Below are 18742 nucleotides of genomic sequence, written 5' to 3'. Positions count from 1 at the left end.
GGTGCGATTAGTTTCCCCGCAGTTTGATTCCCAGTAGTTTTATCTTGCGATAAAGATGCGTGCGCTCTAACCCGGCCCGATCAGCTACACGCGTCATATTACCGCTCTCTTGATCGATCAATCGTTCAAAATAAGTTTTTTCAAACAAATCCCGCGCTTCACGCAACGACAAATCAAGCGGAATTTCCGGAGCTACTGAGGTTGAAGCTGATTCCGGAAAAACCATCGCTTGCTGAACAGCCTCGACTGAAATCTCATCACCGGTACAAGTCAATGCCAAGGAGTGCACAACACCTGTTAACTGTGTCAAATTGCCCGGCCAATCATAATTTCGTAAGCAATTGAGCGCGGCGATACTAAACTGCAAAGTGGATGACGCTTCACCCGATTCAACAAAGCGCGATAAAATTTGATTGGCTAATTCAGGAATATCCTCCCGATGCGCTCTCAGCGCCGGAATCCCAATACTTAAACTACTCAGTACCTCAAAGAGCTTAGGGTGATAATTTCCCTGCGCTGTCAACTCAGCCAGCGGTTGAGATGTTGCACACACCAGCCGTACATTGTATTTATCTAATTTACTCAGCAATAACAACAAGCCTTTTTGCGCCAATTTGCTGATTTCACCCACATCTTTGAGAAATAACAGACCATCCCGTGCCAGTTCCAACAAATCCAGCGGTGATTCAGCCAGCGATGCCAATGTTTCCGGTTCCACCCAAGGCGTGTTGGGGCGATGTAAAAATCGTGCACATATTTCCGCACCAACACCCGGTTCACCCATCAGCAGCAGTGGTGTTTTCAGGTTGGTAACTTGTTCTAATTTCTTCCTAAGATCAGCAATTAAGACACCTTTCCCTAAACTCGCCAGAGAAAGCGCCAGATGCTGCTTGCTTTGCCCCCCTCGCAAGGCCTTGCTGACGGTACTGAGCAACTTTTGCAAAGGTATCGGTTTTTCCAGATAACCAAATGCCCCAATACGTGTTGCTTCAACCGCGGTATCTATCGTGCCATGCCCGGACATCATAATGACCGGCATCGTCAACATACCGTTACTCGCCCAGTCTTTTAGCAAGGTAATACCATCCGTGTCGGGCATCCAGATATCCAGCAACACCAGATCCGGGCGCGTCTGACTACGCCAAACCCGCGCTTGTTCGGCATTTTCCGCCAACGCCACCCGGTATCCTTCATCACGCAAAATTTCGGACAGCAATTCACGTATACCAATTTCATCATCAACAACAAGTATTGTATTGTTTGTTATCATTTAAAATTTTCTCCGCCGCCGCAATCTAATCAGCTTATGTACAACTGTCAATTCCCAGAATCTTCGATTGATCTGTTAAGTTCTCATCCACCCCCACTTTAATCACTCATTTTCTATGGTTCAACCTCATACTAACCCGCCAACTTATCTCTGGCTGATATATTCTTATCCACCGTTGGCAGAATGATTGAAATCTGCGCGCCATGCGGCTTAATGTTCTCAACGTGAATAAGCCCTTCATGTTCTTCAACGATTTTCTTCACAATAGGCAGTCCCAACCCCGTTCCTTTCGGTTTAGTCGTTACATAAGGCTCAAAAACCCGTGCTCTAATCTCATCCGAAAATCCGCAACCATTATCGCGCACACTGAGTTGCACACCACCGTGCACCATCTCAGTTCTCACCTCTATCAGAGGCTCCGGTGTGTCGATCAATGCGTCTTGCGCATTTTGCAGCAAATTATGCAACACTTGACGCAACTGTGCAGAATCTCCTCTAACCATAGGCAAATCATCAGCCAATGCCTGCTTAATGGGTATATGCTTACTACTATCAGCCGCCATACTTGCCGTTTCATACAGTGACAGAACTTCCCGTACCAGTCGATTAAAATCAAGCTGACGTAATTCTAATTCAGGAACGCGCGCATACTGGTTGAATTCATTCACCATGCGCTTCAGCGCTTCAACCTGATTGACAATCGTTTCTGTAGAGCGCCGCAATATTCTTGCATCCTCCTCATTTAGCTTGTGGACGAGCTTATGCTGCACCCGTTCGGCGGAAAGTTGAATCGGTGTTAATGGATTTTTTATCTCATGCGCCAGCCGACGCGCAACTTCACCCCATGCGACTGCACGTTGCACTTGCAGTAAATTGGTAATATCGTCAAACACCACCACACCGCCACCGCCCGATATCTTCGGCAAACGCGTTCCGCGTATCAGCAAAACCTGATTCTTACCATCCTCCGAATGCGTTAGTTGCCGCTGCCATACGCCAGCTGCCCCGGAACTAAAGCCCTCCCTGATTTCCGCAACCAGGGTGCTGAGCTGCGGTTCCTTATCGACACACCCCTCTATGATTGAGCCATCCAGACTGATCAAAGGCACCTGCAGTATTTGCTCAGCACTGCGGTTCGCCTTGGATAAAACCAGTTGATCATCAAACACCAACACACCGGATGAGAGATTGGCCAGAATACTTTCCAGATGCGCGCGCGCGCTTTCCACCTGCTGTTGATTATGTTGCGCGGTTGCTTGCGCTTCCTCCAATTGTTGCGTCATTAAATTAAACGATTCGGTCAGCACACCCAGCTCATCGCGGCTCTGCACCATATGACGACGACTATAATCACCTTGCGCAATGGCACGCGTACCTTCTGCGAGCATACCTAACGGCGCACTCAATTTTTCACTCAGCAATGAGGCTGTCGCCAGCGCTGAAAATAATGACAATAGCAGCGCCAGCGTCAATGTAACGCTATACAACCGGGTTAACCCCTGGCGCGACAGAGACAGCTCCTGATAATCCTGGTGCCCTGCCTGCACCCGCTCCGCATCTCTTGCCAACTGCACCGGGACCGGCTGCAGAAGCTGAAGTACTCGAATGTCTTCCTTCAGACTCAATACATTAACAGGTGCAACTACGCGCAAATACAAACCCTTATCCGGAATCGACTCAACCGCACTATACGCTTTCTGAATTCTTATGTGCCGCATCATCATGGCATTAGGCACGCCAGGAAACAACGCCAGATCACTTTCACTGGAAAATGCGATGACTTTGCCATCCTGGTTAAATAAAGTCGCTTCTTCAACTTGCGATTGCAGCAGTAATTCGTTGAGCACCAGCAAAGGTGGACTGGAAGATTCAGACAATATCAACGCGGTTGCTTGTGCTTTCTTCTGCAATTCCGCCAACAAACTCTCAAGCATAGTGCGCCCAAGACTCAAACCACCTTCCAGTGCACGATCCACCTTAACATCAAACCAGGACTCAATACTCTTTTCGAGAAATTGCACCGACACGGCATACACTAAAGCGCCAGGCAGTATTGCCATCAATGAAAAAACCAACATCAAGCGTAACGCCAACCTGGATCCGAATACACCCGACTTGAGCCTGCGTCTGAACCGCCACAACAGAAATCCCACGATCACCATGAGAAATAATACGAAGGCAATATTGATGCCCAGCAACAAACGATATTTTCGTTCAAAAAACTCCGTATTGGCGCCTGCTGTCGCCAGCAGAAAAAGCATTACTGCGCCTACGCCAGCACCAATAATGAGCACATACTTCATTATTGACCTTTAATCTGCAATGGTTGCCCTGGCGTTGGTAGCTTCATACGCCATTCCAGCTTATCTGAGCTCAGATTCCATCGACTGGAACCCAGCGCTTCCACCTGAAATGGTTTAGGCATGCGTGTCAGATCAAGCCATATGCGTAAGGATGCAATATAATCAACATCCTGCTTTAATTCCGACTTAACAATCAATGAATAATTATGCAATTGACCCAGGGCCTGCAATGCTTCCTCCAAGGTATTAAAGCTTTGCGAAATCGCTGGATAGTTCAAATGGTATTGGCGCGTCAGTGCGTAATATCTTAACCCAACCCTTAACTTACCACGCACAATCTCATCGTTAAGCCAATACCAGCGCGAATCCACCAAACTGAACTTGGTGACGAAGTAAAGCACGATACCTTTCTCGAGCGCCTGCTCCAAAGTCGCGTTGAGAACAATTTCAGAATCAACGCTGATTTCATAACCCTGTTCAACTGCCGCCAAATTGACAGACTTTATGCGAATACTCTCCGCTTGCGCAGTGGTGACTAGCAATAACAACATCAATGATAAAAATATCAGATTGACATGCAGCAACGGTATACGCCACATACTTTGATTAAATTTTCTGCAACAAGGTATAAAAGAAACCATCATGTTGAATATCTGGTAGCCATTGTCCATCCACCACTGCTGTCCCAGAAAGTGGCAATGGAAGTGCATCGGAGTGATGTTTAAGAAATTTCTCTATCTGCATAGTATTTTCTTCAGCAAAGATCGAGCAGGTCACATAAAGCAACTTACCATTCTTGCTTAAAATTTTCCACAACGCATTGAGAATTGCCTGTTGCGTTGTTGCAAACTTAACCAAATCACGCTCACGCCGCAGCCATTTAATATCCGGATGCCGACGCACCACACCGGATGCGGAACACGGCACATCAGCCAGAATACGATCAAATGGCCGGCCATCCCACCATGCAGCGGGATTCGAGGCATCCCCGCACACCAAGCGCTCTGCTGTCATATGCAAGCGCTCAAGGCTCTGCTGTACCTGGGCCAACCGTGCCGCGTGATTATCCGCCACCGTTAATGATATATTTGCCAATTCCAATAAGTGTGTGCTTTTACCTCCGGGTGCAGCACACGCATCCAGCACCCGCATGCCATCATGCACATCCAGAAATGGTGCCGCAAACTGCGCGCCCGCATCCTGCACGGTCACCAAGCCTGCACTAAAGCCCGGCAAATTCTCAACCATCACCGGCTGACTCAATTGCAGTGCGCCAGATTCTAACAGTTCTGCATGCATCGCGTTCTCAGCCAACAAGTTGCGATAATCTTCCACGCTGATTTTGCGTCGATTAACTCGCAGAGTCATCGGAGGATGTTGGTTACCAGCTTCCAATATCGCTCGAAAGTTCTGCGGATATTGTAACCGCAATTTATCGATCCACCATTGCGGATATGAATAACAGCCGACATCTTTTTCAGCAGCTTGTTTTAAAACGCTTTCACGTTGACGGATAAAATTGCGCAATATCGCATTGACCAATCCCTGCATGCCTTTTCCATGTGTCAAGGAACGTGAAGCTGAGACTGCTTGATCGACCACGGTATGCGCTTGTGCTTTACTGTATTGCAGTTGATATAAACTTACCAGCAACAAGTGATGCAGATGCTTATCACGCAAAGGCTTTTTCAATAAGAATCCGAGCACTGCATCCAGTTGCCCATAAAAACGCAACACACCGTAACTCAAATCTTGAATGGCACCTTTTTGTTGTTTCGATAATGTCGGGTCGGAGCGCCAAACTTCCTGCAACACTGCCGTCAAACTTGCTCCAGCCAACACGTTACTGATAGCGGATGCTGCAGCAAGCTGTGTCTTAATCATGCTTGTGAGGTGGAACGGCGCACTGTAGAAAAATACTCACCGGGTTGCAGATGATTGCCTGTCAGAAAATCTGCAGCGCTTAATCTCTTGCCACCGGGTTTTTGCACCATTTCAATCTGCAGGCTACCGGAACCGCATGATACAGTAATGCGTTCACGATCCACTGCAATAATTTCCCCTGGCTTACCCGCGCCTCCCGCAACCACTCTTGCTTGCCAGATCTTCAACACAACACCCCGGAAACACGTATAGGCACCTGGCATTGGATTAAACGTTCGCACCACACGATCTATCTGCTCTGCACTTTGCTGCCAATCGATTTCCGCTTCCGTTTTTGTTATTTTGGCTGCATAGTTAGCTTGCGTCTCATCCTGTATCACTGGGTCCAGTTTTCCCTGTTGCAGCAGTATCAGCACTGCAACAATACTCTGAGCACCCAGCACACTCAGCTTGTCGTGCAACGATTGCGCGGTATCGTCCGGGGCGATGATTAATTGATGTTTTAGTAACATATCGCCGGTATCCAATCCTGCATCCATTTGCATGATGGTAATGCCGGTTTCATGATCGCCCGCCAGAATAGCCCGTTGAATCGGCGCCGCACCACGCCAGCGCGGCAATAACGACGCATGGATATTCAAACAACCCATGCGAGGAATATTTAGTACGTCTTGCGGCAAAATTAACCCATACGCCGCCACTACCATGACATCCGCATTGCATGTTCGCAATTGCTCTTGTAACTCGGGGTCTTTGAGTGTCAGTGGTTGCAGCAATGCAAGACCATGCTGCTGCGCAAGTTGCTTAACTGCACTGGCCGCCGTTTTCATTCCCCGGCCGGCGGGACGGTCCGGTTGGGTTAAGACAAGTACAATTTCATGATTTGCTTTGATCAGTGCATCCAGTGCAGTAGCGGCAAAACCGGGAGTTCCAGCGAAAATAATTCTCATCTTATGCGCATCGGCTCATTCATACACATCCTTACGATTCTATTGATCACACCGGATCAGAAAAAAGAAAAACCGGTCAGAAAAACTTATGGATATATCACAGCTCTCACAAAGCCACCTGCAATCACATGGTACGCCGTTGTTTTTTCTTGAGCCTTGCCAACGTACGCGACAATTTAAGCTGTGACCAGTATTCAACAAACACTTTCCCAACCAAATGATCCATTTCATGCTGAATACATACCGCCAACAGCCCGCTGGCATCCACAACATGCGACTCTCCTTGCGCATTCAACGCCCTGACAGTGACCGACTCAGCACGCTGCACTTTTCCATAGATACCGGGAACCGACAGGCAGCCTTCCTCATAATCCGATACACCGTGGCTAGCAATAATTTCCGGATTGATCAAAACAAGCAACTGATCACGCTTTTCAGAAACATCAATCACAATGATTCGCTCATGCACATCCACTTGCGTTGCCGCCAGCCCTATCCCCGGTGCGGCATACATTGTTTCAGCCATATCCTGTATCAACAAACGGATTTTGTTAGTGACATGCGCTACTGGAGCCGCTACAGTATGTAGCCTTTCATCTGGATATTGTAATATTTTTAAGATAGCCATAAAAAATGTATCGTGTTAATCAACAGAATGCCTATTTAGACCGTATCATTAGCAGGCCGTTGAAAAACTATCTGCATTGCCGCCACGGTGTTAAAAACAGGCTCAAAATGCTCATTTATCATGCATAAACTGCGCTTTCTCGCCTGTTTTTGCCTGGTATCGGCTGCCTTGAAAACGTTTTTCAACGACCTGTTAGCCGGTTATTCTATGCGCTCTACCATTCGCCAGCGGAGTCGTTCATGCGAAAATCTATTATAGCTGTGATTTTATCCCTAAGCCTGCTTTCTGTTACACCAGCAAACGCGGAGAACATTATACTGCGGAGCGACACACCCGATCGCTATGTTGTTGTACCCGGCGACACCTTATGGGGAATCGCATCCCGATTTCTTAAAGATCCCTGGCGCTGGCCCGAGATTTGGGGATTTAATCGTGAACAAGTCAAGAATCCGCACAAAATCTACCCTGGGGATATCGTCGTACTGGAAAAATCACTCCAGGGATATCGCTTGCGTCTTGCTGACGATAACGGTGATCTCAGAACCGTCAAATTATCTCCCAAAATTCGTACGGAACAATCGGCTTCCACCGCTATCCCCAGTATTCCTGCAGCCGCCATTGAACCTTTTCTAAGCCAGCCTTTAGTCATTGAAAAAGATGGCCTTGCCAATGCGCCATATGTACTGGGCTCCAGTGACAGCCGGGTTATTCTGAGCACCGGCAACACGATTTATGTCAGCGGGCTGCCCGAAGATAAAGGTTTTGCATGGCAAATCTTCCGTCCCGGTAAAGCACTCAAAGATCCTGATCAAAAAGACCAGATCCTCGGTTATGAGGCAATTTACCTGGGAAATGCCAAGGCGGATGTTTTCGCTGAGGTCAGCACAGTCACCATTACCCGCGCCACCGAAGAAATCCTCAAAGGCGATCGCCTGGTGCCGTCGCCTGACATCATATTTAATAACTACGCGCCGCACGCACCGGAATCCCCAATCAATGGCCGGATCATTTCAGTGTATGGCGGCGTCACTGAAATTGGCAGAGGCGCCATTGTCACGCTGAACAAAGGTGAGTCGGACGGCTTGGAGATGGGTCACGTACTGGCCATTTATCGAAAAAGCCAAGCCAAGTCTCTTAAAGGGGACATGGTACAACTACCCGACGAAAGAACCGGATTGGTTTTTGTATTCCGCGTTTTCAATAAAATATCTTATGCACTGGTCGTACAGAGTACACATTCTATTCGCATCCTGGATGCTGTTAAAACCCCTTAATACTAATGTCCTGCATTCATGAAACACCCAGCGGATATCGAATCATGGCTGAGCCTTAATCTAATTGACGGTTTGGGCGGCGAATCCATTCGACGGCTTCTCGTTGCCTTTGGCAGTCCTACCGCAATCCTTTCCGCGCCTATCTCGGCACTTGAGCGTATCGTAAAAAACCGCATCGCCGAGCGTATCAAGCAAGGCGCTGATCGGGATAAAATTGCCGGCGTACTCAAATGGCTGGAAGATCCGATCAATGCCATCATTACGTTGGCTGATCCGGACTACCCGGCGCAGTTACTGAATATCGCCGACCCGCCTCCATTGCTTTATTTCAAAGGTCGGCGCGAATTATTGCAGCTATCCGCATTAGCAGTCGTCGGTAGCCGCAATGCCACACCGCAAGGTTTATCCAATGCAGAGGCTTTCTCTGAAGCCGCCAGCAATGCCGGACTCTGTATCATCAGTGGGATGGCACTGGGTATCGATACGGCTGCTCATTACGGCGGTTTGCGCGGCTCTGCAGCGAGTATCGCAGTGGTCGGTACCGGCCTGGATATCGTTTATCCAGCCAAAAATCACCCGTTAGCGCATAAGCTGGCAAAAGAAGGTGCGCTGATTTCCGAATTTCCACTCGGCACACCGGCGATTGGCAGGAATTTCCCGCGCAGAAACCGTATTATCAGCGGCATGAGTCAAGGTTGTCTGGTCGTGGAAGCTGCACTGCAAAGCGGATCACTGATCACAGCACGCCAGGCACTGGATCAAGGACGTGAAGTAATGGCTATCCCAGGTTCCATCCATTCCCCCCTATCCAAGGGTTGTCATGCACTCATTAAACAAGGCGCAAAATTGGTGGAAAGCACTCAGGATATTTTGGATGAATTAAATTGTCTTTCATTAATCTTGAACGAAAACAAAACAGCAGAACCCGCTATTGAAAAATCAACTGAAAACACAACATTACTCAAACACCTAGGTTATGATGTTGTCGACATTGATACATTGTGTACCCGTAGTGGCTTGACGGCTGAGATAGTATCAGCCATGCTATTAACGCTTGAGCTTGACGGTCAAGTTAGCAGTTTGCCCGGTGGATGCTATCAAAGAGTTCAATGACATCCCACAAAAATTGATCGCAACGTGCTGATTCCGTACTCATACTCATAACTTATTAAACACAATTATGTTCGATATACTCGTTTACTTATTTGAAAATTATTTTGATTCCGGCAGCTATCCGGATCCCGCCACGCTGACCCGCAAACTGACTATGGCTGGGTTTGCCGATGAAGATATTACCGAAACGCTCGATTGGCTTTCAGAACTGGCGCAACATGATATCGGTAATTATCCAGCCAGCTTTGCTGAAAATGATTCTTTTCGCTGTTACACAAATTTTGAAATGGAAAAAATCGACACCGAGGGCCGAGGATTTATTTGCTTCCTGGAGCAAGCCGGTATCATTAACCCGTTACAGCGGGAACTGTTGATTGATCGTGTGCTGGCGATGGATGAAAACTCATCCAGTCTTGAGAAAATCAAGCTGATCGTCTTAACAGAGCTGTGGATTCAAAACCAATTGACCGACGACTCCATACTTGAGAAATTGTTGATTGTCAGCGATTCTCATTACCGACACTAAAACTGAGTCGTATTTCGTATTTTATTAGGTCATACCGAATAACCACAGGAGTGGATGCGTTCAATACGCTCACCCAATATGCTTGCAACCCTTTTCACCACTCATTCAGCTGTAACAAACATGCGCGACAATACAGCATCAGCCAATGATTTTTCCCGAGAAACCCATGAATAAGTCATTGATCATTGCTGAAAAACCTTCTGTTGCAGCCGATATTGCACGCGCACTGGGCGGCTTTACCAAGCACACGGATTACTTCGAGAACGATCAATATGTTGTGTCCTCAGCGGTAGGGCATTTACTCGAACTGGTTATTCCGGAAGAATATGAAGTAAAGCGCGGCAAATGGAGTTTTGCAAATCTGCCCGTGATTCCGCCACATTTTGATTTGAATCCGATCGAAAAAACTTCCACACGTTTAAAGCTTCTAAGCAAGCTTATCAAACGTAAAGACGTCGACACCCTGATCAATGCCTGTGATGCGGGACGCGAAGGTGAATTGATTTTCTATTATATTCTGCGCCATGTCGGTGCAAACAAGCCCGTCAAGCGGCTGTGGTTGCAATCCATGACCCCCGATTCAATTCGGCAAGGATTCACCAAATTACTGGATAATTCAGAAGTACAATCGCTGGCTGAAGCCGCTGTCAGTCGCTCGGAATCGGACTGGCTGGTCGGGATTAACGGTACCCGCGCCATGACCGCTTTTAATTCCCAGGAAGGCGGATTCCATAAAACCACCGTTGGCCGGGTACAGACGCCTACACTGGCGATTCTTGTTGAACGCGAAGAAAAAATCAAAAAATTTCGCCCCCAGGATTATTGGGAAATTCATGCCACATTCGCCACTGACAATGGCAACTATATCGGCAAATGGTTTGATGAAAAATTCAGCAAAGATAAAGTCAATCAGGAATTAAAACCTGAACGACTATGGGAACAAAAAAAAGCCGAAGTCATTCGTGATAAATGTCAGGGAAAACCTGGTCACGTTAGCGAAGAGAGTAAGCCCAGCAAAGAAATCTGTCCATTGCTGTATGATCTGACCAGCTTACAACGCGATGCCAACGGTCGCTTTGGTTTTTCCGCCAAAACGACACTCGGTCTGGCACAAGCTTTATATGAGAAACATAAGGTACTGACTTATCCGCGGACGGATTCGCGCGCATTGCCGGAAGATTATATTGCTACGGTAAAAGATACGTTGCACAGCCTGGAAAATACCGATTATGGAAAATTCGCCCGGCAAATCCTGGCATCAAACTGGGTCACTCCCAACAAGCGTATTTTCAACAATACCAAAATCTCAGATCACTTCGCCATTATCCCGACCGCGCTCAGTTCAGCAAAATTAAATGAAGCCGAAGCAAAACTGTATGATCTGGTCACCAAACGCTTCTTGGCAATTTTCTTTCCCGCTGCCGAGTTTCTGATCACCACCCGTATCACTCGCGTGGAAGCTGAGCCTTTTAAAACCGAAGGCAAAGTGATGATTAACCCAGGCTGGCGGGCGGTTTATGGCAAATCGGCAAAGTCGGATGACGAGGAAGATGATGCAGCGCTTATTGCAGTCACACCCGGCGAACCCGTCACCACGGAAGAAATCAACGTCATCGCCAATCAGACTCGCCCACCTGCGAGATTTAACGAAGCCACCTTGCTGTCTGCCATGGAAGGAGCTGGCAAGCTGGTTGAAGATGAAGAATTGCGCGCGGCCATGAGTACCAAAGGTTTAGGCACCCCGGCAACACGTGCGGCCATTATTGAAGGTTTGGTACTGGAAAATTATCTGCAGCGGGCAGGGCGCGAGCTGCATCCGACCGCCAAAGCTTTTTCATTGATTACGCTACTGCGCGGCCTTAAGATTCCTGAGCTTATCTCACCTGAATTAACGGGTAACTGGGAGTTTCAGTTGCGTCAGATCGAGCAAGGCCAGCTTAAACGTACTGCATTCATGGAAAAAATTGCCGGCATGACGCGCCACATTGTGGAACAAGCGAAGACCTATCGTGGCGAAACGATTTCCGGTGATTTTTCCATACTTCAATCGCCTTGCCCTAAATGTGGTGGGGTCGTGCATGAAACCTACAAGAAATTCCAATGCCAGAAATGCGATTTCGCACTGTGGAAAATTCTGGCAGGACGCCAATTTGAAGTCGGAGAAATGGAGACTCTGATCACACAGCGCGAAGTAGGTCCGCTGCAAGGCTTCCGGAGTAAAATGGGAGCTTCGTTTAGCGCCATTATCAAACTCACGGATACGTTTGAAATGAAGTTTGATTTTGGTAACGATGAGCAGCAGGAAGAAGTCGATTTCAGCGATCAAACGCCTTTAGGAAAATGTCCTAAATGCAATCACGCAGTGTATGAACATGGCCTGCATTATGTTTGCGAAAAATCTGTCGGGGCCGATCGCACGTGTAATTTTAAAACAGGAAAAATTATCCTCACACGTCCCATAGAACGTGAACAAGTCATCAAACTGCTGGAAACCGGAAAAACAGATTTACTCACGAAATTCATTTCCAAAAAAGGCAGACCATTCTCAGCCTACTTAGTCAGAAATACGGATGGAAAAATAAGTTTTGAATTTGAGCAAAAAGCGCCCAAGAAAACAACCGAAACAAAATCCAAAGCAAAACAATCGAAAACTCAATCAATCAGCAAAACAACTTCCTAGAAGTCTGTCGGAGAGCAGACTCCTAATACAACCAATGGAAGCTGCTTTCTTCTACCGGATATCCGGGTATCCGTCCCCCGGATATCTTGCTTCTTCACTGAACTGAGAAGAATTATGTGGATAAATTATGTTGCATAAAAATTGATGATGTATTTAATCACCCCTCCGGAACCCATAATAATCATAATGAGTCCACCCACAATCGCAGCGCCTTCTAAAATGATAGAAACGAATGCGCGCGCTGTATTTTCAAATTCTTCTTCACCCAAAACATTTCTTCGCTTCTCTCTACGATTCTTTACCCATAACTGTAACCAAATGGCGACAGGAATAGTCAGTAAAGAAAACATCAAAGCAATTTCTGCATCTTCCATTCATCAACCTCTTTCTTGTAAAAATAGTACAACCATTTTGAATTGTGCCAGCATCATTTAGCATCAAAAGCAGCATCTTTAAAAGCATCTAAAACAAGACGAATGCGCTTGCCTAAAAATCTACTACGATAGATTACCTTAAACACGATCGTTTGATAAAGATTTTTCCAAATTTAGTAGGTCAATCCAAGTAATTTCAGAAAAATGATCAGCACTCTTAAATGATTAACAAAATTTTTATTCTTCGAATGTTTTTATGCGCTATCATCTTTCAATTTTTACACCAGACATCATGACATGGCTTGATCTTCCATCCGCTGGAATTGCTCGCGGCATTGTGCAGTTACCCGGGTCCAAGAGTATCTCCAATCGCATTCTCTTGCTTGCTGCACTGGCGGAAGGCACCACGCACATTCATGATTTATTGGCCTCTGATGACACGGCACACATGCTGGATGCACTTGCCAAATTAGGTGTTTCCGTCACACAGATAGACAAAAACGATTACCGCATCACCGGGGAAAAGGGCACATTTCCAGTCGCACAGGCTGATTTATTTCTCGGCAACGCCGGTACCGCTTTCCGGCCTTTGGTTGCAGTATTGTCTTTAATGCATGGCCATTACCGATTATCCGGCGTGCCGCGCATGCATGAACGACCGATTGCAGACTTGGTTGATGCGCTACGCCAATTGGGTGCGGACATCACTTATCTGGGCAATCCCGGGTTTCCTCCACTGGAAATCAAACCAATGCGCTTGCTTGACAACAGCGACACCCATTCGGTTACCGTCAAAGGGAATGTTTCCAGCCAATTTCTAACTGGCTTGTTGATGGCGCTGCCACTGAGCAAAAAGAAATCCATCATTCATGTAGCCGGTACTTTAATCTCACAACCCTATATTAAATTAACACTCGCACAGATGCTGCATTTCGGTGTACACGTCGAACATACCGACTGGCAACAATTCACGATACCCGCGCAGCAAAGCTATCGTAGCCCAGGCCATATCACCGTTGAAGGTGACGCATCGTCAGCGTCATATTTTCTCGCAGCGGGCGCTATCGGACATGGTCCGGTACGTGTTCAGGGAGTCGGTCGCGGTAGTGCGCAGGGTGATGTACATTTTGCCGCAGCGCTCGAAATGATGGGTGCAAAAATATCCATGGGGGAAAACTGGATCGAGGCAAGCGGGGCAGCAGCAAGTCATAGTGGAAAATTTCTGCGCGCCATTGATCTGGATTGCAACCATATTCCTGATGCCGCTATGACACTCGCAGTCACTGCATTATTTGCGGAAGGTGTGACAACATTGCGCAACATTGCCAGCTGGCGCTTGAAAGAAACAGATCGTCTGACTGCTATGGCCAATGAGTTGCGCAAATTGGGCGCGGCTGTCGAGGAAGGTACGGATTATTTACGCATTACCCCGCCGGCCAATGGCCTGACGCCGCACGCAGCCATTGATACGTATGACGATCATCGCATGGCAATGTGCTTTTCGCTCGCATCACTAGGCGCACCTGTACGCATCAATGATCCTCACTGCGTTACCAAAACATTTCCCGACTATTTTGAAAAACTTTCACAAATAATCCATCCGGAAAAATAAAATAAATGCTATCTATCCATTCAACTTCACCGATGAGATTGCTGCATGCATACCAATGAAATCCCTGTCATCGCCATTGATGGCCCGTCGGCATCCGGCAAAGGCACTATCGCTCAACTGGTTGCTAAAAATCTTGGGTTCCATTATCTGGACAGTGGCGCGCTGTACCGGTTGGTTGCATTAAAAACAGTACAATCCTGCGCCGACATTCAGAATCAGGATTTACTCGCAAATATCGCCAGAAACCTGAATGTAATATTCAAAAATGAAACCATTTACCTCGACGGCAACATCGTTACCGATGCTATCCGGACAGAAGAATGCGGCATTATGGCCTCGCAATTAGCGGTTTACCCGCAAATTCGAGCAGCACTTGTAGAGCGTCAGCGTGAATTCTGTCAACCACCCGGCTTAGTGACGGATGGACGCGACATGGGGTCCGTTATCTTTCCCAATGCCATTCTGAAAATATTTCTTACCGCCAGCGCTGAAATACGCGCACAAAGACGATATAAGCAGTTGATGGAGAAAGGGATAAATGCTAACATCGCCGACTTATTGCAGGATATCCAGAAACGTGATGAGCGCGATAGCAATCGCAGCATTGCCCCCTTGCAACAGGGCACTGATGCCAAATTGCTGGATACCACCTCACTCACTATATCCCAGGCACAAGATGCTGTCCTCTCCTGGTATAATGAAATCCGTGCAAGAAACTCGCGTTTGAATACAAAATGATATTATTTTCTTTATAGGATACAAAAGAAAATAGTCTCAACGTTTCAAACATTTTACTAACTAACCAGCTTGCTCGGTGCAAATCGTGGCAGGGCATTAAATCAGGTATTTTTTATAATGACTAAAGCTTCCACTGCAACCCCCCATTCCCCAGATAGTTTTGCCGCACTCTTTGAAGAAAGTCTCTCTCGTCAGGAAATGCGCATTGGTGAAGTAATTACCGCCGAAGTTGTCCGTGTTGACTACAACATTGTTGTCGTTAATGCCGGGCTCAAATCCGAAAGTTTCATTCCTGTCGAAGAATTCAAAAATGATCGTGGCGAAATTGAAGTTAAGCCAGGTGATTTCATTAGTGTTGCCATTGAATCTTTAGAAGATGGTTATGGAGAAACTCGCCTTTCCCGCGATAAGGCTAAACGCCTAACCGCCTGGCACGATCTGGAAGAAGCCATGGAAAGCGGCAAGATTGTTACCGGTATGGTAAACGGCAAAGTAAAAGGCGGCCTGACTGCCATGATCAATGGCATTCGCGCATTTCTGCCCGGCTCTCTGGTCGACATTCGTCCAGTCAAGGACACAACTCCTTATGAAAATAAGGAAATGGACTTCAAGGTCATCAAGCTTGACCGCAAACGCAATAACGTAGTGGTTTCGCGTCGTGCGGTATTAGAAGCATCGCAAGGCGCTGACCGTGAAACCTTATTGTCCAACTTGCAAGAAGGTGCGACTGTCCATGGTGTAGTCAAAAATATCACTGATTACGGCGCATTTGTCGATCTGGGTGGAATTGACGGACTATTACATATTACTGATCTGGCATGGCGTCGCGTTAAGCATCCATCAGAAGTAGTCAATATTGGTGATGAAGTTACTGCCAAGGTACTCAAGTTCGATCAAGAAAAGAACCGTGTTTCTTTGGGCATGAAGCAGCTGAGTGAGGATCCATGGGTTGGTTTGGCACGACGTTATCCATCGCGCACCCGACTGTTCGGTAAAGTGACCAATCTCACTGATTACGGCGCATTTATCGAAATCGAGCAAGGTATTGAAGGATTAGTGCATATTTCAGAAATGGACTGGACGAATAAAAATGTATATCCATCCAAAATTGTTCAGTTGGGCGATGAAGTCGAAGTCATGATTCTTGAGATTGATGAAGAACGACGCCGCATTTCATTGGGCATGAAGCAATGCCAGACCAATCCATGGGAAGAATTTGCTGCAACCCATGAGAAAGGCGATAAAGTGAGCGGACAAATCAAATCCATCACAGACTTTGGTGTATTCATTGGTTTACCAGGCAACATCGATGGCCTTGTACATTTATCCGACTTATCCTGGCATCAACCGGGAGAAGAAGCGGTTCTTAATTACAAGAAAGGAGATGAAGTCGAAGCACTGATTTTATCTATCGACGTTGAGCGCGAACGTATTTCACTCGGTATCAAGCAAATGGAAGGTGACCCTTTCACCAGTTTTGTCGCAGAACATGATAAAAACAGTATCATAGAAGGCACCGTAAAATCCATTGATGCAAAAGGCGCCGTGATCACATTGGCCAACGACGTGGAAGGTTATTTGCGCGCATCTGAAGTATCACGTGATCGTGTTGAAGACATCCGCACGCATTTAAAAGAAGGCGATAAGGTCGAAACCATGATCATCAATGTTGATCGCAAGAATCGCACCATCAATCTTTCAATTAAAGCAAAAGATAAATCTGATGAAACCTCCGCTATGCAGAAAATTAAAGCACCTGCAAATGCCGGTACAACTAGCCTGGGCGCTTTACTGAAAGCTAAAATGGATAGTAAAAATTCAGAGCAATAAGGAAAGTTCATGACGAAATCCGAATTAATCACTCGACTTGCAGCTCGTTTTCCACAATTGGTTACCAAAGATGCTGAGCTTTCTGTCAAAACAATTATTGACGCGATGGCAAAAAGCTTGTCCCAAGGTCAACGTATAGAAATCCGAGGATTTGGTAGTTTTGATTTAAACTACCGGCCTCCACGCGTCGGCCGTAACCCAAAATCAGGCGACAAGGTCAAAGTGCCTGAAAAATATGTTCCGCATTTTAAAGCAGGCAAAGAAATGCGCGAACGTGTTGATTATAAGAGCAGAAAATAGTAATCTAAAATTAATAAGTTTGGGTAGTTAGACAAATGTTTTAGTCGTCTGATTACCCAAATTTCATTAACTCAAGCATCTTAAATAAATATATTCTATTAACTTCGTACGGGCTAAACTCATCATGATGAATCTAATCGCATGGCTTTTGCGTATTGTAGTTTTTGTGATCCTTGCTGTTTTTGCTTCCAAAAACTCACAACCTATCATGTTGCAATATTACCTGGATAAATCAATCGAGCTACCACTCAGTGTCGCGCTTTTGATATTCTTCGCACTAGGTATTTTAATCACATTCCTGTTTGCTCGCTGCAGCTACCGCTCAAACAAATAGCCAAGCTCCATCAATGAATGACCCTCGCATCATTGTTGCACTCGACTTCAGCAGTGCAATCGATGCCTTGCAGCTGGTTGAAAAACTGGACCCCAGTTTATGTCGATTGAAAGTAGGTAAAGAGCTTTTTACCGCGGCAGGTCCACAGCTGATTGAAAAATTGATGCTGCAGGGCTTTGATATTTTTCTTGACCTGAAATTTCACGATATCCCCAATACCGTCGCCAGCGCTTGTAAAGCCGCCAGTAGCTTAGGTGTATGGATGGTGAATGTGCATGCGCTCGGTGGACGGAAAATGTTGATGGCTGCACGCAATGCAATACCGCAAGGAGCTACCCAACTGATTGCGGTTACCTTACTGACCAGTATGGATCAGGATGATCTTGATGACATTGGTTTGCAAGGCAAGCCTCAACAAATTGTGGAGCGCCTGGCGCGATTGACTAATGACTGTGCACTGGATGGCGTGGTTTGTTCGGCGCTGGAAGCGGCGCATTTACGCCAACTACTGGGTGATGACTTTTGTTTAGTGACTCCCGGTATTCGCCCATCCGGTGGTCAAACTGATGATCAAAAAAGAATTACAACGCCACAGCAGGCTATTCTAAATGGTGCAAGTTATCTAGTTATCGGCAGACCCATCACGCAAGCCCAGGACCCACTTTTAGTGTGTCAGCAACTCAATTCAGAAATAGCCGATTTATAAATTGGCAAGCATTGGAATAGAAGCAAGCGGTTCTCCTCTATTCCTTTTATCAAAGCAATTTTACCAGTGTCGCGATAACAGCTACTTGTTCCAATACTAAACCGACATCCATTGAATCACTCTTACAAACTGATTGAATGTCCATTGCCTCAATGCAAACATCCTTTTGCGCTCCCACCTAATCGCGTGATACACCTGATTTTTCCAGTCTCTCTACAAA

The 18742-nt window shown here is 46.6% G+C and carries 17 protein-coding genes; 10 read left to right on the top strand and 7 right to left on the bottom strand.

From position 1 onward, the window contains the following. Positions 1-7 precede the first annotated feature (7 nt). The 6 genes from Q0K92_RS05145 to def all read right to left on the bottom strand — a co-directional run bounded on the left by Q0K92_RS05145 (position 8) and on the right by def (position 7035). Positions 8-1270: a sigma-54 dependent transcriptional regulator gene (locus Q0K92_RS05145; RefSeq protein WP_297324734.1), complete on the bottom strand. Its 1263-nt coding sequence runs from the start codon at positions 1268-1270 to the stop codon at positions 8-10. A 131-nt stretch (positions 1271-1401) separates the two neighbouring features. Continuing rightward, positions 1402-3573 carry an ATP-binding protein gene (locus Q0K92_RS05140; protein WP_297324733.1) on the bottom strand — a complete coding sequence of 724 codons (2172 nt, stop codon included), beginning with the start codon at positions 3571-3573 and terminating at the stop codon, positions 1402-1404. Further along, entirely contained in the window at positions 3573-4172 is a 600-nt protein-coding gene (locus Q0K92_RS05135; protein WP_297324732.1) for a DUF4390 domain-containing protein, read from the bottom strand. Before Q0K92_RS05135 ends, Q0K92_RS05140 begins: the two co-directional genes overlap by 1 nt. A gap of 7 nt (positions 4173-4179) precedes the next feature. Continuing rightward, positions 4180-5457, bottom strand: a complete 1278-nt coding sequence (gene rsmB / locus Q0K92_RS05130) for a 16S rRNA (cytosine(967)-C(5))-methyltransferase RsmB (RefSeq protein WP_297324731.1) — start codon at positions 5455-5457, stop codon at positions 4180-4182. After that, on the bottom strand, positions 5454-6407 hold the full coding sequence (gene fmt / locus Q0K92_RS05125; RefSeq protein ID WP_297324730.1) for a methionyl-tRNA formyltransferase: 954 nt from the start codon (positions 6405-6407) through the stop codon (positions 5454-5456). Before fmt ends, rsmB begins: the two co-directional genes overlap by 4 nt. Before the next feature lie 124 nt (positions 6408-6531). Beyond that, positions 6532-7035 carry a peptide deformylase gene (gene def, locus Q0K92_RS05120; protein ID WP_297324729.1) on the bottom strand — a complete coding sequence of 168 codons (504 nt, stop codon included), beginning with the start codon at positions 7033-7035 and terminating at the stop codon, positions 6532-6534. A gap of 239 nt (positions 7036-7274) precedes the next feature. Here def and Q0K92_RS05115 point away from each other — a divergent pair, with 239 nt between their 5' ends. The 4 genes from Q0K92_RS05115 (at position 7275) to Q0K92_RS05100 (ending at position 12628) form a co-directional block, all read left to right on the top strand. Next, positions 7275-8309, top strand: a complete 1035-nt coding sequence (locus Q0K92_RS05115; RefSeq protein WP_297324728.1) for a LysM peptidoglycan-binding domain-containing protein — start codon at positions 7275-7277, stop codon at positions 8307-8309. A gap of 18 nt (positions 8310-8327) precedes the next feature. Continuing rightward, a complete protein-coding gene (dprA, locus tag Q0K92_RS05110) occupies positions 8328-9422 on the top strand; it encodes a DNA-processing protein DprA (protein ID WP_297324727.1) in 1095 nt (364 codons plus the stop codon). Positions 9423-9489: 67 nt separating this feature from the next. Next, entirely contained in the window at positions 9490-9948 is a 459-nt protein-coding gene (locus Q0K92_RS05105) for a DUF494 domain-containing protein (protein ID WP_297324726.1), read from the top strand. Positions 9949-10114: 166 nt separating this feature from the next. Then, positions 10115-12628, top strand: a complete 2514-nt coding sequence (locus Q0K92_RS05100) for a DNA topoisomerase III (RefSeq protein ID WP_297324725.1) — start codon at positions 10115-10117, stop codon at positions 12626-12628. Between the two features lie 125 nt (positions 12629-12753). Here Q0K92_RS05100 and Q0K92_RS05095 read toward each other — a convergent pair whose 3' ends face one another. Beyond that, complete coding sequence (locus Q0K92_RS05095) at positions 12754-13002, bottom strand: hypothetical protein (RefSeq protein WP_297324724.1); 249 nt, start codon at positions 13000-13002, stop codon at positions 12754-12756. Between the two features lie 292 nt (positions 13003-13294). Here Q0K92_RS05095 and aroA point away from each other — a divergent pair, with 292 nt between their 5' ends. The 6 genes from aroA (at position 13295) to pyrF (ending at position 18522) form a co-directional block, all read left to right on the top strand. Beyond that, on the top strand, positions 13295-14614 hold the full coding sequence (gene aroA, locus Q0K92_RS05090) for a 3-phosphoshikimate 1-carboxyvinyltransferase (RefSeq protein WP_297324723.1): 1320 nt from the start codon (positions 13295-13297) through the stop codon (positions 14612-14614). A 45-nt stretch (positions 14615-14659) separates the two neighbouring features. Further along, positions 14660-15352, top strand: a complete 693-nt coding sequence (gene cmk / locus Q0K92_RS05085; RefSeq protein WP_297324722.1) for a (d)CMP kinase — start codon at positions 14660-14662, stop codon at positions 15350-15352. A 117-nt stretch (positions 15353-15469) separates the two neighbouring features. Further along, positions 15470-17182, top strand: coding sequence for a 30S ribosomal protein S1 (gene rpsA / locus Q0K92_RS05080; RefSeq protein WP_297324721.1), 1713 nt, complete (start codon positions 15470-15472; stop codon positions 17180-17182). Between the two features lie 9 nt (positions 17183-17191). Further along, positions 17192-17482, top strand: coding sequence for an integration host factor subunit beta (locus Q0K92_RS05075; RefSeq protein ID WP_297324720.1), 291 nt, complete (start codon positions 17192-17194; stop codon positions 17480-17482). Positions 17483-17606: 124 nt separating this feature from the next. Continuing rightward, positions 17607-17816, top strand: a complete 210-nt coding sequence (locus Q0K92_RS05070) for a LapA family protein (protein ID WP_110339204.1) — start codon at positions 17607-17609, stop codon at positions 17814-17816. 13 nt (positions 17817-17829) lie between these two features. Further along, positions 17830-18522, top strand: a complete 693-nt coding sequence (gene pyrF, locus Q0K92_RS05065; RefSeq protein WP_297324719.1) for an orotidine-5'-phosphate decarboxylase — start codon at positions 17830-17832, stop codon at positions 18520-18522. The last annotated feature ends 220 nt before the right edge of the window (positions 18523-18742 follow it).

This window comes from Nitrosomonas sp., from assembly GCF_024282095.1.
Lineage (GTDB): Bacteria > Pseudomonadota > Gammaproteobacteria > Burkholderiales > Nitrosomonadaceae > Nitrosomonas.
This window is presented reverse-complemented; position numbering and strand designations above follow the sequence as displayed.